Origin of the sequence: Lentilactobacillus parafarraginis DSM 18390 = JCM 14109 (genome assembly GCF_001435895.1) — a bacterium.
Lineage (GTDB): Bacteria > Bacillota > Bacilli > Lactobacillales > Lactobacillaceae > Lentilactobacillus > Lentilactobacillus parafarraginis.
This window is the reverse complement of record NZ_AZFZ01000012.1, coordinates 43,909-60,778: the sequence shown is the minus strand read 5'-3', so window position 1 is coordinate 60,778 and position 16,870 is coordinate 43,909. Positions and strand designations below refer to the sequence as shown.

Annotated in this window: 8 protein-coding genes, 2 pseudogenes and 2 CRISPR repeat arrays; of the genes and pseudogenes, 6 read left to right on the top strand and 4 right to left on the bottom strand. The window is 45.5% G+C overall.

Features of this window, described 5'->3' with window-relative positions; genetic code table 11:
- Positions 1–58: 58 nt before the first annotated feature.
- Both FD47_RS16140 and FD47_RS15810 read left to right on the top strand, forming a co-directional pair.
- A pseudogene (locus FD47_RS16140) lies at positions 59–406 on the top strand (bacterial Ig-like domain-containing protein); the annotation flags it as partial.
- 3 nt (positions 407–409) lie between these two features.
- On the top strand, positions 410–1,048 hold the full coding sequence (locus FD47_RS15810) for a DUF5776 domain-containing protein (protein WP_054735653.1): 639 nt from the start codon (positions 410–412) through the stop codon (positions 1,046–1,048).
- An 84-nt stretch (positions 1,049–1,132) separates the two neighbouring features.
- Here the strand turns inward: FD47_RS15810 and FD47_RS04610 are convergent, their stop codons facing one another.
- Complete coding sequence (locus FD47_RS04610) at positions 1,133–2,461, bottom strand: bacterial Ig-like domain-containing protein (RefSeq protein WP_054735656.1); 1,329 nt, start codon at positions 2,459–2,461, stop codon at positions 1,133–1,135.
- 680 nt (positions 2,462–3,141) lie between these two features.
- Here FD47_RS04610 and FD47_RS04605 point away from each other — a divergent pair.
- Positions 3,142–4,278 (top strand): DNA/RNA non-specific endonuclease, encoded by a 1,137-nt coding sequence (locus tag FD47_RS04605; protein ID WP_054735659.1) that lies wholly within the window; start codon positions 3,142–3,144, stop codon positions 4,276–4,278.
- Between the two features lie 188 nt (positions 4,279–4,466).
- A CRISPR array of direct repeats spans positions 4,467–6,081; the repeat unit is 28 nt; unit sequence GTGTTCCCCACGTATGTGGGGGTGATCC.
- A 566-nt stretch (positions 6,082–6,647) separates the two neighbouring features.
- On the opposite strand, the gene FD47_RS04600 is transcribed toward FD47_RS04605, so the two are convergent.
- The 3 genes and pseudogenes from FD47_RS04600 to aldA all read right to left on the bottom strand — a co-directional run bounded on the left by FD47_RS04600 (position 6,648) and on the right by aldA (position 9,119).
- Positions 6,648–6,893 carry a hypothetical protein gene (locus FD47_RS04600; protein WP_054735663.1) on the bottom strand — a complete coding sequence of 82 codons (246 nt, stop codon included), beginning with the start codon at positions 6,891–6,893 and terminating at the stop codon, positions 6,648–6,650.
- A gap of 163 nt (positions 6,894–7,056) precedes the next feature.
- A complete protein-coding gene (locus FD47_RS04595; protein ID WP_054735665.1) occupies positions 7,057–7,257 on the bottom strand; it encodes a hypothetical protein in 201 nt (66 codons plus the stop codon).
- A gap of 389 nt (positions 7,258–7,646) precedes the next feature.
- Positions 7,647–9,119 (bottom strand): annotated as a pseudogene (gene aldA, locus FD47_RS04590) (aldehyde dehydrogenase).
- A gap of 474 nt (positions 9,120–9,593) precedes the next feature.
- Positions 9,594–10,840: a CRISPR direct-repeat array (repeat unit 28 nt; unit sequence GTATTCCCCACGCATGTGGGGGTGATCC).
- Positions 10,841–11,031: 191 nt separating this feature from the next.
- On the opposite strand from aldA, the gene FD47_RS04585 reads away from it, so the two are divergent.
- The 3 genes from FD47_RS04585 (at position 11,032) to FD47_RS04570 (ending at position 16,868) form a co-directional block, all read left to right on the top strand.
- Positions 11,032–11,214, top strand: a complete 183-nt coding sequence (locus FD47_RS04585; RefSeq protein ID WP_054735667.1) for a hypothetical protein — start codon at positions 11,032–11,034, stop codon at positions 11,212–11,214.
- 1,111 nt (positions 11,215–12,325) lie between these two features.
- Positions 12,326–15,148: a CRISPR-associated helicase/endonuclease Cas3 gene (locus FD47_RS04575; RefSeq protein WP_056980109.1), complete on the top strand. Its 2,823-nt coding sequence runs from the start codon at positions 12,326–12,328 to the stop codon at positions 15,146–15,148.
- Positions 15,129–16,868 carry a type I-E CRISPR-associated protein Cse1/CasA gene (locus FD47_RS04570; RefSeq protein ID WP_056980108.1) on the top strand — a complete coding sequence of 580 codons (1,740 nt, stop codon included), beginning with the start codon at positions 15,129–15,131 and terminating at the stop codon, positions 16,866–16,868. Before FD47_RS04575 ends, FD47_RS04570 begins: the two co-directional genes overlap by 20 nt.
- The last annotated feature ends 2 nt before the right edge of the window (positions 16,869–16,870 follow it).

Genomic DNA, 16,870 nt, shown 5'->3' with positions numbered 1-16,870 from the left:
ACTTCTTAAAAGATACTAAACAGCTTCTAAGGGTGCAGATAACTGGCAAGCCGTCGGCATCGCAGGCAATGGGACAATTGAACATCCACTTGGTGGTATTTATAATCCTGAAGAGTTAATTGAAGAATATGCAGAAGCCGGAATTGCCAAAGAACTTTACGTTCCTGAAAATGGTTTTACCGATCAATCAACAATTAACGTTCCTTCATCGATAACCCTATCTCTTGGCGCCAAATTTGATGCCACCGATCACTTTATCTCGGCGGTAACTCCTGAAGGCCGCACGGTCACTAAATACTGTGATGCGGCTGCCGAAGGGCTCGTCATTGACGGCGGCAATATCGACACATCAAAGCCGGGCACCTACACGGTTACCTATCACTTTTACGGCAGTGATCATAAAGCAACGATGACCGTTATTATTCCTGCTCCGGGTACTGGTGGCGGCGGAAGCGTGACCCCAACGCCAACTCCCGTAACCCCAGCACCACAGCCGACTCCGACACCAAGTCCGGCGCCAACGCCGACTGAACCAACGAAGCCGACAACGCCGAATGTACCGAATTACGCTGCAACCAAGCGGGCAGCGGTATACGCCCTCAAGACGATTTACCTTTATCGCAATCCAACTTTCAAGAAATCGCAACGAATTGCCCGTTATCCAAAGCAGAAGCGGATCAATCGACCGATGTTTGTCGTAATTGATTACGCCCGTTCAAATGGCGGGGCGCTTCGCTACAAAGTTCGCGATGTGAACCACAACAGCAAGACCGATGGCAAGATCGGCTACATTACAGCAAAGTGGTCCCACGTTCGACCGGTTTACTACCGCTCGATGCCAAAGGGTAACGTGATTACCGTAATTTCCAAGAAGGGCGTTCACGCATACAAGAACAAGAACTTAACGGGGCGGGTTAAGACCTACAAGAAGGGCACTCACCTGAGCGTTAAGAACTTAGTAAAGCACAACCTGACCACCCGTTACGTTTTGAGTAATGGCTACCATGTTACCGCTAATAAGAAATTGGTGATTCAGGGGAAGTATTAAGCGACAGAATATCAAAAAAGCAGATCCAATTGGGTCTGCTTTTTTAGTGTGTTCGTTTGAAGTCACTTCAAACGAGCCAGTGAATTATTTAACAACTGTAACGGTAATCGTTTTACTTACAGTAATGCCATAGGACGTGTACGTGTAGACAACATGATAAGTTCCAGCGATGTAGCTATTGACGTCACTATCGATTTTATACCGTTCTTCTGGATTACTATCCCATCTTCCAGTCGCATCGATTAATTCAATGCCTGTTTTAGGATCAAATGGGTCGCCGGTATAAAGTTTTTGGTCTCTAGCACCTGTAATGACGGGTTGCCGTAACTTATCCCACCCCAAATTAATTGTCACAACGTTCTTCACCTTATCAAATGACACGCGAATCGTTGAATAGTAGTCAGTGCCAACCAAGAAATCCTTGTCATTCCCAAGTGCTGCTAATTTATCAGCGGCAGCGTTCGGATTCTTCGTCAAATCAGCAAGAGCATCCGCATACTGCTTTTGATATTCTTTCATCACTATGTCTGATGATGCCTGATCTTCACCACTGGTCGTTGGGTGAACCACGTAGTTAATTGTCAGTGGATTCTCCGCTGGCACGGTCACCGTTTTTGTGACGGTATTGGTTACGGTGTTCGTCACGACTTGAGGGGCTGGTGTCGGCGCTGGCGTTGGGGTTGGTGTTGGGGCCGGTTCCGGCGTTGGGGTTGGCGCTGGCTTTTCAACCTTGGTGAGGGCGTTTTGGCTGATCCAGCCGTTGAACTCAGGATGATTGTCGTTTAACACGTAGTAGTAAACGCCGTAGTATTGGCGGTTCAGTTGGCGGGCCGCCGTTACCCGCAAGGTGTCATCCGCGTAAGCCGAAGAATTCTTCGTCTTGAGTTTTACGTGATAACTGGACCACGGAATGCTTTGCCACGTGTTGTCAGCGCCGGCAGTCCCCGGATTCTTCAGCTTAAATTCAGCGTTCCTAACGTCATCGGAAAGGTTGAGGGCTTTTGTCGTCTGGGTGGCCTTGATACCACCGCGATAAAGGCCCTTAACTTTACCGCCGTAGATCCACCCGCGCCATTTGCCTTCAAAGGAAACGACCTTGTAGTAAACCTGCTTCTTGTTGGTGGTTGCCACCCGATACACGTTAAAGAAGTCTTTGGAACGCGTCGAGGTGGTGAGCTTTTTCAATTGTTTCTTGGACGTGACCTGCTTGGCGCCTTTGAGGACGCCAGCTTTTGTATAAATTTGGTTTTTGCCAGTTAAAGCGGCATTTTGTGTCGAGACTTTAACGGCGCTGATTGGCACGTTGGATGTCACTTTGACCTTTTTCGCGGCGGTCGCCGGTTCAGTCGTGAAGGCGAGCGCGCTAAATACAACGGCCCCGGCAACGATGCCCATTTGTTTGAAACTTATCATAGTCAACCTCTCCTTTAATAATGGATGTTGCGGTTAATTTATTAAGTGAGGTTTTGATCAAAACAGGTGAGAATATTCCCCTCGGCATTATAATATCCGAATTAATTTAGAGATTCAATGCATCTGCTCGCATTATTAGATTATGGTGTTAATTGTTTCGTTGATAGTGTATATCGCTCATTTTATGGCAAATATACTAATTTATGGCATTAACTATTAGCTGCTTTGGATGGCTTAATGACGAAATTCTGATACCATTTTAGGAATGACTTACAACCGCACATTTTCATGAAGTGATAAACGCGATATAATGACATTACAAATTAAGTTAAGGGGTTAATTAGTATTGGAGGATGCATCATGAGACAGGGGATCAGATGGGCCGCGGTGGCCTTTTTTCGGGAGCGATCGGTTTGAGCGAGTGGCTCAGGTGTTAAGGGCCCAAGCGTGCAAGCAAAGAGTGCTGGCGTCCGGGTGATCAAAAGCGTGACGATGCATCATCGAGCTGAGGATGTGGATGACACATTAACCGCAACAGCCATTGAGATTGGGGTATAATGAGCATGTTAACGATTGTTAGAAATGCCATTAAAGCGGCATTTTAAATGACCAACTACGTTAGTTGATCATTAATTTGTGTACTATTTATGATTTATTGCAATTGATTTGGAGCGAATAATATGAAATTCAAAAAGCTGGCGACACTCGGGCTGGCGATTCTGACGACGCTGAGTCTGGCCGCCTGCAGCGATTCGGACAGTGGCCAAAAGGCGACGAATGATCAGCAGCCGAAGGTCACCCAGACGAGTAAGCAGTCATCGAAAAAGCAGTCAACAACGGTAGCGCACCACAAGCAGGCCGTAAAGCAGACTACTAAGGCGGTCTCACAGCAGCATAGCGCCATTTTACACAAACTCGTTTACTATACCAATCACGAATCCGCGGGACCAACTGGCGATTACTACTATGTTAATGGAAAGGCGAAGTTATCTGGGTTCATCGGTCTTAAGGCTGGCGATTATCATTTTGCCAATGACAGTCAGGGACGGTCCGCAACTGCTCGGGCAGTGTTAACGTATGCCGAATATCGCTTATCCCGGGGCTCTCGACAGGGTGATCCGCTGGCACCGCCGGCATGGCCGGATAATAATCCGCGGGTTGCGATTAACTACGGTCTGACCGGCCGCACCTATCATGGGTATTTGTATAATCGAAGTCATTCGATCGGCGACAGCTTACTGGGCACCAAATCATATACATCCCAGTACAATTTCACCACGGGGACGCGCCCGCAAAACGTGGGTGCCGACCAGGATGGCGGCATGCGCCACGCTGAAGAAACGGTCGAAAATTATTGGGAGAGCCATCCGGGAACCAAGCACACGGTCGACTATGAAACGACGCCGTTGTATGACGGCGATGAGACGATTCCGCGGGGATCGATTGTTGCCATCAGGTCTTCAGATGGCGTCGTGAATACTGAAATTGTGGTCATTAATTCCGTTGAAGGTATTAAGATCAACTATAACGATGGCTCTAGCAATGCGAAGCCGATTGCTGCTCATCATGCCGCAACCCATCACCGGCAATCAACGGCAAGTCGATCTCAGGGCGGCAGCGCAACGCAAGCCGCTCACTCGACAACTAAGCAGGGCAAGTGGACGGTGGCGGCGTCGGGGATGGTGTTTGTCTCCGATAGCAACAAGTTCTATACGGAAGTCACTACCCCTGGGAATTATCAGTATATGAGCAGGTCACAGGCAGCCGCGAGTGGGGCAACCCAAGCGGCGCGGGGGAACCAGTATGCCCGGCCGTGATAATTTGATTATTAAAATTGTCGTTGATGAAGCAGGCAATCTTCTTTGGGGAGGATTGCCTGCTTTGCAGTTGTGAAATTGGTATAATGAGGTTGATTTGATGGTGAGAGGTTTAGGAATGAATGCAAGTTAAAGAAATTTGGGCCATTTCTGAATTTGAAATCGCGGTATGACGGGATTTGTTTAGTGTGTTCCCCACGTATGTGGGGGTGATCCCGTGGTAGCTTTTTCAAGCTCTTCAAGATCATCGTGTTCCCCACGTATGTGGGGGTGATCCCGTTTGCAGGAGATACGAACACATGGGAAAGTTGGTGTTCCCCACGTATGTGGGGGTGATCCCAAGCCGGCTACACAAATTGGTGACCCCGACAAGTGTTCCCCACGTATGTGGGGGTGATCCTGACGCTAGTTGCTTACCTGTTGTGGGTATTGGGTGTTCCCCACGTATGTGGGGGTGATCCCAGTTTGGCTATAAAACTAAAGCTGGTAATTCAGTGTTCCCCACGTATGTGGGGGTGATCCTCACGCCAAAATCATGGAGAAAGTTTTCAATAGGTGTTCCCCACGTATGTGGGGGTGATCCCTATTGCCTAACACAATACTAGATCCATTAGTTGGTGTTCCCCACGTATGTGGGGGTGATCCTAAGCATTCACAGCCGCCGTAACGTGCAACTTTGTGTTCCCCACGTATGTGGGGGTGATCCCGAAACTGATGGGATCTCATACACCACAGACCTGTGTTCCCCACGTATGTGGGGGTGATCCTCAAATCGATGCGCTCAGGCTTTACAGAACGTCGTGTTCCCCACGTATGTGGGGGTGATCCTCAATATCAATGGTGATATCTCTGACGAAAAGAGTGTTCCCCACGTATGTGGGGGTGATCCCTAAGGCTAAGAAAAAGGAGTTGCGGAGATGGAGTGTTCCCCACGTATGTGGGGGTGATCCCAGGGAAAACTCTTAGGAAACTTGCCCAAGCTCGTGTTCCCCACGTATGTGGGGGTGATCCTTATGAACAACTTTTGAATCGTCAGCAGGTGTGGTGTTCCCCACGTATGTGGGGGTGATCCTAATACGGCGCCACTAGCTGAACCAGAGGTAACGTGTTCCCCACGTATGTGGGGGTGATCCTAGCATTGGTATCAAATGCTGACAGCCGCAACGGTGTTCCCCACGTATGTGGGGGTGATCCTGCTACTAAGTTTTATCGTGTGGGTGTCCAGTAGTGTTCCCCACGTATGTGGGGGTGATCCCTTAATTTATCATATCGATGCCAAAAAATATTAGTGTTCCCCACGTATGTGGGGGTGATCCTAACGTGATGCGAGAAAAAGATAAGTTTGACCGGTGTTCCCCACGTATGTGGGGGTGATCCTTGATCGTTTCCAAAGACGAAAAATTAACCGCAGTGTTCCCCACGTATGTGGGGGTGATCCTGCCAAAGCGTGGCGCCGTTGCTTGTCATGTAAGTGCTCCCCACGTATGTGGGGGTGATCCTACACACGTATGGTGACCAAAATACACACGTATGTGCTCCCCACGTATGTGGGGGTCTCCCCCACGAAAGGGCACGATGTTTAACGAGACGCCGTGCTCCCCACGTATGTGGGGGTGATCCCGACGTCATGGAAACTGAACAGTACAACGTCGTGTGCTCCCCACGTATGTGGGGGTAATCCTGAGTTAAGCAAGCACGGGATCGATTTCACAGTGTGTTCCCCACGTATGTGAGGGTGATCCTCATGAACCGAGATTTTCCAGATAACCGTAAAGGTGTTCCCCACACATGTGGGGGTGATCCGAACTACAAGTTGAGCTGGACGGACATCGCCAAGTATTTCCCACGTATGTGAGGGGTGTGATCTTGTGACGATAGATTTGTCAGATCAAACTATTAAAGAGCTGGCGGATCGGATGACCACCAAAGGATTTGGCTTTTTGAAACCTGAATCTGAGAATCAGTCTTGAAATATTAAGGACTAATTGAAAAAACTATTGGTTACTGGAAAGTTATTGAGATGTTGAGTTGCCCTGGCTACAGGATGACACCTCGTTATTAATTAACTCGGCCATAATGTTGATAAAAAAACTATACGTCGTTGTAAACGCAGCGCAATTTGTGAGATATTAGTAGTGTAATTTGAGGTTGATGAAATCAACGGCATGTCCAATGATGTCCAAAATGCGCTCCCATTATCCTTTTATTCTCATGGAATTGTAGTATAGAAAAAAATTTAATATTTTTCCTCTCTTAAAATGATAGCGGCTTTGAACTTCGACTTCGTGTATCCGTTTTGTTAGAAAAAAGCACTTACTTTCTAGGATACATAAAAACCTCAATCAATTGACTGGGGTTTGTGTTGGATATTAATAACCTCGCTTTAAAAGCTTGATGTACCATCCAGCAGGAAAAGGATTTGCGTCGGTGGTTAGTTCAAATAGCTCCATTTGATACAACTGTGCAGTAGAAGAATTATCGTTAATATATTTTAGAGTTTCTAACGCTTCCACTTGAGAATTAAATTTATACGGGAAAATATGGTTACCCGGTGTGAGTTTTCCACGTCCGTACTCTTCATTAAAGATATTTAGGGCTTCATCTTTATAACTCATAATTATCACATCTCCTAGATATATTTTACACTCGAGAGGAGTATTTCTCACACATTTTGGGGTGATCCTTCGCCCTCCCAGAATTATGGTATTGTTTACACCGAAGGAAAGCTGATCAATATCCTATTTATCAGTTCTCGTACAGACGGCATCACGGTCACAACTAGTCCGTGCCGCCGTTTAGAAAATCTTGCCGTTCCTTTATTAATTCTTGGAGTTCCTGTAAATCTTCCATCGTCGCAAAGTTGCGGATAAATCCCCGAGCTTGCGAGCGTCGCGAAATGTATCGTGCTCGCTCCTTATGGGCAGCGTCCCACTTCTGATTAGCTCGTTTGCGGGCTTCGGTATAGGGTTGTTTAGCCATTAAGTTCACCTCTTAATTATGATGGCTCAAGAAATATGGTCGTGTTAATATTTGAAAAGAGAGCACTGGGATTGCGCCCCAATGCTCTCAATCGTGAGTTGGGATACTTGGGAAGAAGACTAGCCTATTGGTTAGCCTTTTTTGATTTTATGGTAAGCACATGCGAGAATATAAATCCCATAGCAGATACCGACAAAATCAGCTACCCAAAGGTCCGTCGCGACTTCTCCAAATCTTTCCAATTTGGATAACTACCATTTTCGTTGAGTTTAAATAGTTGCACGTAAAAAACATTTCCGTACAAGCCGAATTGATGACTGGCGCGGAAATGTTTTTTAACTGCTCAATTAACCTTTTGTTAAAATTTTAACCAAAGCTCGAGGAACCCTTTACCCACGGGCATTTTCCGGGTGTCCCTGGAGGTAAACGGTGTGGGTGTTCAAGAATTCTTCAATCCCGTGTTTGCCATCGTCGCCGCCAACGCCTGATTCTTTCCAGCCAGCATGAGAACCGTTCATTGCTTCAAAGTTGAACCGGTTGATGTAGGTTTCGCCGGTTTCCAACTAGTTAGCTGCCCGAGCGGCTGTGTCGAGATTCTGGGTGAAAATTGAGGAGGTCAGACCGTAAGTGGTGTCATTGGCCATTTCAATGGCTTCGTCCAACGTCTTGAAAGTTAAGACTGGCAGAACTGGGCCAAAGACTTCGTGCTGAACGATTTCGGAATCCTGTTTAACATTGGTAATTACGGTTGGTTCGTAGTAGAAACCGTTCTTAATCTTCAGTTTGTGGCCGCCGGCGGTAATCTTGCCGCCAGCTTCAACTGCGCGATCAACCATGCCGGATACTTTATCCAAAGCTTCTTGGTTGATGAGCGGGCCCATTCCGATGGATTCGTCTTCCATTGGATCGCCAACGGTGACTTCAGACAACTTCTTGGACAATTTTTCGATCACTTCATCAGCAACATCTTCTTGAACGTAGAGACGCTCACAGTTGTTGCAGATTTGGCCATTATTGTCAATTCGTGAATCAATAATTGACTGAACGGCAAAATCAATATCGGCGTCTGAGCAAATGATGCCGGGAGCTTTCCCACCTAATTCAAGGGAAACCTTGGCCAAATGTTCAGAGGCGCCTTCCATGACGCGTTTGCCGGACTTCGTGGAACCGGTGAGACTGATGATGCCAATCTTGTGGTTCTTCGTCAGTTCATCACCGACAACGCCACCGCGCCCGGAGATAATGTTAACAACACCCTTGGGGATGCCAACCTTCTCAACGGTTTTGGCAAATTCAAGCGCCAGGTTAGGGGTATCCGAACTTGGTTTCAACACGATGGTATTGCCAGTAACCAACGCTGGGCCCATCTTCCGAGCAATCAGGAAGAATGGGAAGTTCCAAGGCAAAATCCCGGCAACGACCCCAATCGGTTGTTTGGCAATCATAATATTTTCATTCCGATTATCTGACTGTAAAATTTCGCCTTCATAGGTGCGTGAAGCACTTCCCATGTAATCAAAGTAATCAGCCGAGAATAAAATTTCGGTCATGGCCAACGATTTGATTTTACCCTGTTCCTCTTGAAGCATTTCAGCGAAGAGATCCTTATGCTCACGAATTTCGTTAGCGATCTCGTGTAAATACTGGCCCCGAGTGGCAGCGGGAACGAATTTCCAGGTCTTCTCGGCTTCGTAAGCGGCGTCAATGGCTTCTTGGGCTTCCTCACGGGTAGCTTCGGGAACCGTTGAAATTTCTTCGCCGGTTGACGGATTGATTACCGTAATTTCATTACCAGACTTAGAATCCATAAATTCACCATTAATATACATCTGGTAGTGTTTAATAGAAACATTTTGTGCCATAGTGAGTTTGCTTCCTTTCTAGAAACTGGCGCGATCATCCGTGAAGGATAACGGCGACAGAAAACAGACATTAAATTGAACGACCAACTTCTATCCAAAAGTAATGGGGAAGGTAAACACTTACATAAACGCGATTTTGGTTTTGCCAAATTAAATTATCCACCATACTTTTGGTAACGCTTACATTTTATTCGGTTTTGGAAAATACACAAGTAATTAGACTTGGGATTGAGGGAGCTGAATTGTATTGCTGGTAGATGAGATTGACTAGTGTGTGAGCAGCAATAGCCATTTTGACCGCGGAAGTTTTTATGTAAGGGAGTCGTTTTGAGGTGAGAATTGTCCATTTTGCAGTGGTGAAATTGGTATAATGAGATTGATTAGATCGTGAACGGCGTTTTTGTCTGAATACAAGTTAATGAAATTTTGGTTATTTCTGAATTTGGAATCGCGGTATGACGGGATTGGTTTAGTGTATTCCCCACGCATGTGGGGGTGATCCCAAAATCTTCTCGTGACAATTTATTGTCAATGTGTATTCCCCACGCATGTGGGGGTGATCCTGAAAAAGGATATTAAAAATGAAGACTTAATCCGTATTCCCCACGCATGTGGGGGTGATCCTCCAGTAGTCAATCAACTCCTTAAAGCCTCAAAGTATTCCCCACGCATGTGGGGGTGATCCTCCAGTCACGTTTGAAGATATTTCCACCTTCAAGTATTCCCCACGCATGTGGGGGTGATCCTAATCTTAATTTTGTCGATTTAAAAGAAGCATCGTATTCCCCACGCATGTGGGGGTGATCCCGTCATGATAGCTAGAATTATTGCTTAAAACAGGTATTCCCCACGCATGTGGGGGTGATCCTATATATATGCAAGGGAAAGGACAAAATTTTTCGTATTCCCCACGCATGTGGGGGTGATCCTGTTGGCATCCTGTTCAATCGAACCAGTTTCGCGTATTCCCCACGCATGTGGGGGTGATCCCGTCATGATAGCTAGAATTATTGCTTAAAACAGGTATTCCCCACGCATGTGGGGGTGATCCTATATATATGCAAGGGAAAGGACAAAATTTTTCGTATTCCCCACGCATGTGGGGGTGATCCTGTTGGCATCCTGTTCAATCGAACCAGTTTCGCGTATTCCCCACGCATGTGGGGGTGATCCCGTCATGATAGCTAGAATTATTGCTTAAAACAGGTATTCCCCACGCATGTGGGGGTGATCCTATATATATGCAAGGGAAAGGACAAAATTTTTCGTATTCCCCACGCATGTGGGGGTGATCCTGTTGGCATCCTGTTCAATCGAACCAGTTTCGCGTATTCCCCACGCATGTGGGGGTGATCCTCATGTTCCAAAGAGTGAGGCGCATTTGAAGAAGTATTCCCCACGCATGTGGGGGTGATCCTCGTCAAGGTTTTCAGTGGTCTTGCCAGCCTTAGTATTCCCCACGCATGTGGGGGTGATCCCTGACCGCTTGCGCTTCTTCCAGGAGGTTCTAAGTATTCCCCACGCATGTGGGGGTGATCCTCGTCAAGGTTTTCAGTGGTCTTGCCAGCCTTAGTATTCCCCACGCATGTGGGGGTGATCCCTGACCGCTTGCGCTTCTTCCAGGAGGTTCTGTGTATTCCCCACGCATGTGGGGGTGATCCTGATTGCTGCTGTAATTCATCCATTTGTTTCTGGTATTCCCACGCATGTGGGGGTGATCCTATTGGATAGCAACTGAAAAAGGAAGTGATTCCGTATTCCCCACGCATGTGTGGAAATATTGTCGGATGCCTGGATCATGAGGAATATTGTTATGGATGCAGATGAATTGATAAGGGTGAAACAAATTACAAAGCAGGCTTCACCCTTTAAAGAAAAGGACAGTGTCCCTGTTTGGGAATAGGAGGACGAGATGGATCTTCGGGAGAAAATAAAAGCAATTTTAGATAGTGATATTAGCGCTTATCGAATCGCTAAAGAAACAGGGGTTCCGCAGCCAAATATCTCGAATCTTCGCAATGGGAAACGTGAGATCGGTAATTTAACGTTAGATATTGCAGAAAAATTAGGTAAGTATTACGATTCTTTAAAATAAATTGTATTTTTGCTTGCATATCTATATCATATGATATACATTCTAATTGTAGTATTCCCACGCATGTCAGGGTCTTAATGTACAATATTCAAATTACTTTAATAAATAGTTGAAAATTTAGTCACATATCTTTGAATCTGTTCTACTGGATTGCAATTAAGAAGATATGTAGATACCACATGTATATTTTGATCGGCATTCAATTACACGTGAATCGGTATATCCAAGTTTATTCTTTAAAAGATAGATGTAAATTATGAAATTTAAGAGCAACTTTGTTTTTGGAATTTCTGCTTTAATTTGTGGAACGGTTGGATTGGGTTCACAAAGCGTTGCTGATAGTCATAATTTCTTTTATTGAAAACATTCCATTGGGATACAGTCACTAAAGCTTACGCTCTCTATAAAATGAAAAGGTCTTTCCCCGTTATAAAAGCTATGTCAGTAGGAAATATGGTGTAAATTATGGTCATCATCTATCAATTCACCACGTTGCCAGCTATGATTGGGAGGTTGAAAGCGGCCACTTTAACTAAAGGCATACAAAAACGGAGCTCAATCGTTATTGGTCTTGTCATGTTTGAACTTATTAACATAGTTGGAAGTTGTCATCTAGCAATTGACTCCAACACAGTTGAAACGATCTAGAGGGCTTAGTTTTAAATTGTGCAATTTTGGATTTTCCAGGTGGCTGCCAATTTTGGCATCGAAAAATGATGCCCTTCTTGCTGATGAGGCGTTTCTCTGTTGTTGAACGGTCAGAATTTGCAGGTGAACTTCAATTACGACTGCGATATACTAAAAGTAGTCAGTGTTCCCCATGCATATTGGGGGTGATCCTGATGAGTTTGCATTTGACGAGTGTTCCCCACACATGTGGGGGTGAAATAGTGCAGGAATGATGTCAGTCAGCAACTAGGAGCTTTGATGATGTTACAAAGACGACGGGGTTTAAGTCTATGGTTTGAGTTGTCGAATGTATGCGAGAAACAACAATAAGTTGGCGAATGAAATTAATTATAATGATGAATTTGCTTTTTACGTTAATTGTGTTACACTTTGAATTGTAAGAAAGCAAATGCTGATACTATTTATGGGGGTAGTTTTTAAGATGAATTTACAAAAAAATGTAACCGCTTTATGGGCTAAGAAGTCTTTTGAAAATAATCAGCAACTTTGGTTACCATTAATTACTCATTTAACCGACACCAGCAACGTGATCAATTGGCTTTACACTCATTGGTTAAGCGAAAAGCAACGCGAATTGCTGCTAGTTCAACAGTCACCGAATGAAACAAGTGAAGAAGCCGACGCTGATACTCAAAAGTTGATTAAATTCATTGGCTTTTCCCACGATATCGGCAAAGCAACCGCCGCGTTTCAAGAAAAGCAATCGTATATCCGTGACGATTCGTTAGACAATCAGCTATTAGAAAAATTAGCTAGAAGCGGCTTTTCCAATTTAGAGGATAAGCTGTCCAATCCTCGTGCCTCTCCTCACGCCTTAGCTGGTGAAGCCATTCTTGAAAAAATGAAGGTCCCAAAATCTATTGGAGCGATTATCGGTGGTCACCATGGGAAACCAGCGGAATTTGCCCCCAAAAAGCAAATTAGCACTTACACTGCGAATTATTATCTCAGTGACAACGATCCGAAAATTCAAGCAGTTTGGAAGCAAACGCAAAAGGATCTTTTTGACTACGGTTTGAAGTTATCCGGATACCAGTCAGTTGCCGAGATTCCAGATGTTAATCAACCCCAAGCCGTCATCTTAGAGGGTTTGCTAATTATGGCTGATTGGTTGGCATCCAGTGAGTATCTTGATGCGGGCAAAACGATTCCCTTGTTTCCACTCATTTCGCTTGACCAATCTTACGAAGATATTGATTCGACCCATCGGTTCCGCAACGCCATCACCAATTGGAAGCGGAGCGACGAATGGGTTCCCCAGAAAGTTTCCACGGACCAAGATCCTTACAAGGCTCGCTGGGGATTTGACGCCCGGCCAGTTCAGAAAACAATTACCGATGCCATTTCAAAGACTCACGATCCGGGCATGGTCATTGTCGAAGCACCAACAGGTCTTGGGAAAACGGAGATTGCCTTGGTTGCTGCAGAACAACTTGCCTATATTGACGGTGAAGATGGGGTATTCATGGGGCTTCCGACCCAAGCAACGACCAATGCAATGTTTGACCGAGTGAATGACTGGCTTGAAAAATTAGCTGAATCTCAAGATGAAACAGTTTCGATTAAGTTGATGCATGGCAAGGCCCAGTTTAATCGCCATTACCAAGAGCTACCCAGTGCAAGCAACGTTGATGATCCGGATGCTCCTGATAACAAGGATCTAGGCTCTGTTACTGTCAATTCCTGGTTTAGCGGCAAGAAGTCGATTCTAACAAAATTCACCGTTGGGACCATTGATCACTTATTATTGATGGCGCTTAAGCAGAAGCATCTCTTTTTGAGACATCTTGGTCTTAGCGGTAAGGTTGTCGTGATCGATGAAGTCCATGCGTATGATGCTTACATGAATCAGTATCTATACCGTGCGATCACTTGGCTTGGTGCGTATCACGTGCCAATTGTGATTTTATCGGCGACTTTGCCAAAAGAAAAAAGAAATGCGCTAATTGATGCGTATTTAGAAGGTAAGTATGGTAGGAAAAATTCAAAGGGGTTCGATGCGCCGACTGATTGGCGGCAAACCGAGGCCTACCCGCTACTGAGTATTTTAGATGGTAAAAAATTGAAACAGGTGACAGAGTTTAAGGGCAAAAGCGACCAGAAGCCATTCAAGTTGCAGATCAAGAAAATTAATCCGGATGATGAGGAACTCATTCAGGATGTTTTGGCTAAGATTTCTGACGGCGGTATTGCTGGAATTGTTGTCAATACGGTTAAACGAGCCCAGAAGTTGGCAGAACTTGTTCCCAAAGACGTCAAGTTGATGATCCTCCACTCATCTTTCACCGCACCCGGGCGCGAAATTCAAGAAGAAACCCTGCAAAAGGCAATTGGTAAGGGTGGCAAACGACCGCCAAAGATGATTGTGATTGGCACCCAGGTTCTGGAACAATCACTAGATATCGACTTTGACGTCCTGTACACAGACATTGCGCCGATAGATTTAATTCTTCAACGGGCTGGTCGGCTTCATCGCCACCAGATTGATCGGCCAAAGCAACTTCAGAAGCCGCAACTCTTTGTGATGGGAATTAATGGTCCCGGTGACTATGGGGATGCGAATAAAGCGGTTTATCAAACGTATTTGCTCATGAAGACGGATTACTTCTTAAACGACTCAATTGCGATTCCGGATGATGTTTCGAAGCTTGTTCAGGCCGTTTACGATCAAACAAACGACGATGAGATCTCCGAGAGTGACATGCCGGAGCTTAACCGTGCGAAAAAAGCGTTTTTTGATTATATTCACAAGGAATCAGAAAAGGCTGACGTGTTTCGAATTGATGAACCGCAGGACGATGAAACCATTCACAATTGGCTGGGACACGCCCAACCTGATATTGATAAGGACGAGCAGCGAGCGGCGGCCGCGGTTCGTGACATTAAGGAAACTTTGGAAGTTGTTCTCCTGCAGCATACTAATCAGGGCGACTTCCTAATCACGGATGGGAATCCTGCTCACCGGCGTTCAATTAAAGATGTTTCCCCACGTGACATTGCTGAGCAGCTAATTCGGATTCCCGCTGCGGTTACCCCAAATATTAGTGACGCAATTGACGCTTTGGAAAAGGTCACAAGTAAATATTATCCGGATTGGCAACAAGATGTCTGGCTGAAGGGAGCGCTTGCGTTGCCCTTAGATGAAAACTTATCGGCCAATTTGGGTGATTGGCAATTACGTTATTCACCAAAATTTGGTTTGAGTTACGAAAAGGAGGACGATCATGGCAGAGAAACAGTTTAATCTGACGACAGATCCATGGATTAAGGTTATCAGCAAAGAATCAAATCAGGAACAAACGGTGTCGTTGATTACCCTATTTGAAAATGCTGATAAATATCGGGCCCTTGGGGGTGAAATCCGCGCTCAGGATCTGGCAATTCTGCGATTCTTATTGGCAATTCTCACGACCGTTTATTCACGATTTGACGCCGATGATGAGCCATATGAGTGGCTGACTATTGACCAGCAAACGCTACGGGATGTTGGTGGACTTAATGTGGATGATAAGGGAAAAGTCAAAAAAGCTTTACTCCATACATGGGAGCAACTTTATGATTCCGGCAAATTCACCGAAATCGTAACCACTTATCTAAAGCGTTATGCGGATCGTTTTGACCTATTTGGCGAACAGCCATTTTATCAAGTGACAGAAAATGAGTATAACCAGGTGGTTCCAAAGAAGAAGCAGATCAGTGGTGAAAAGGGCCCCGGAACCGTGGCGGTTAAACAAATTAATCGCCAGGTTTCAGAGAGTGGTAATACCCCAGCATTGTTTTCTCCCAAATCCGATGACTTTAAAAATGATATACAGCTGGACGAGCTGGTCCGTTGGTTGGTGACCTATCAAAACTACACCGGGGTCACCGATAAGACCAAGATTGACATGCCGGATAAGTTTTCGACTTCATCTGGATGGCTGTATAAATTAAACCCCGTTTTTGCGGATGGCAATGATCTGTTTCAAACTTTGATGCTCAATCTGATTCTAATTGGTGATGACCAGCCCTATGCATTACAACGGCCGGTATGGGAAGAATCAATTCCTGCCTATGTGGACCAGCGTAAGAAGCAGCAGATGCCAAATAATTTGGCGGAATTATACACGACTTGGTCCAGATTACTGCACATTAATTGGAGTGACGATGGCATACCAACAATTTTCAGCGCGGGGTTGCCAATGTTTGAAAGCGAAGACGCGTTCATTGAGCCGATGACGTTGTGGCGATATGACAAAAAGACGAGTCGTTTTCGCCCCGCCGTTAAAACGTTGCGGTCATTAGGGATGGCGATGTGGCGCAATTTTGGTGAATACGTGAAAATTGAGAGCACCAGTGATCAGGACCAGCAACACGAGCCGGGATTGGTTCACTGGCTGCGGACACTTCGAGATAAAGATCTGATTTCAGAAGATACGCTATTGACTTTAGCCTCGGTCACTCTGATCAGTGACGGTAACGCAACGTCGCAGGCACCGGTTGCCGAAGTTTATGATGACATGCGAATTAACGCTGACGTGCTTTTCGATGAGGATCCTGATGCGGCGCAACGTTGGCCAGATCGGATTGCTGAAATGATTACGCTGACTCAAAAGATTGGGAGTGATTACTGGCAGTTTGCGGCTAATGTTGCCCGAATTCGGAACCTGGATTACCGCCCGTTCGCTAATAAAATGAGCGCAACATTTTACGATGGTCTGAATGCCCCTTTTAAGGATTGGCTCAGCAATTTAAGCAATCAGGAAGACCGGGATAAGAAGAGTAACTTATGGAAAGATGAACTTGAACAGTATGTATTGAACGCCGCAAAAGAAGTTGTTCAGTCAAGCTCACCGCGGGACATGGCAGGATTTATTGACATGGCGGGAATAATTGATAAGAATCATGGTCTAGTCAATATTTTCACCGTTAGTAACCGGCTGCGGCACCGGGTTCAAGTAGATTTAGATGTAAAGAAAGGGTGATC

Coding starts and splice junctions, on each gene's coding strand:
- FD47_RS15810 (WP_054735653.1), top strand. CDS start 410: ATGACCGTTATTATTCCTGCTCCGGGTACTGGTGGCGGCGGAAGCGTG.
- FD47_RS04610 (WP_054735656.1), bottom strand. CDS start 2,461: ATGATAAGTTTCAAACAAATGGGCATCGTTGCCGGGGCCGTTGTATTT.
- FD47_RS04605 (WP_054735659.1), top strand. CDS start 3,142: ATGAAATTCAAAAAGCTGGCGACACTCGGGCTGGCGATTCTGACGACG.
- FD47_RS04600 (WP_054735663.1), bottom strand. CDS start 6,893: ATGAGTTATAAAGATGAAGCCCTAAATATCTTTAATGAAGAGTACGGA.
- FD47_RS04595 (WP_054735665.1), bottom strand. CDS start 7,257: ATGGCTAAACAACCCTATACCGAAGCCCGCAAACGAGCTAATCAGAAG.
- FD47_RS04585 (WP_054735667.1), top strand. CDS start 11,032: ATGGATCTTCGGGAGAAAATAAAAGCAATTTTAGATAGTGATATTAGC.
- FD47_RS04575 (WP_056980109.1), top strand. CDS start 12,326: ATGAATTTACAAAAAAATGTAACCGCTTTATGGGCTAAGAAGTCTTTT.
- FD47_RS04570 (WP_056980108.1), top strand. CDS start 15,129: ATGGCAGAGAAACAGTTTAATCTGACGACAGATCCATGGATTAAGGTT.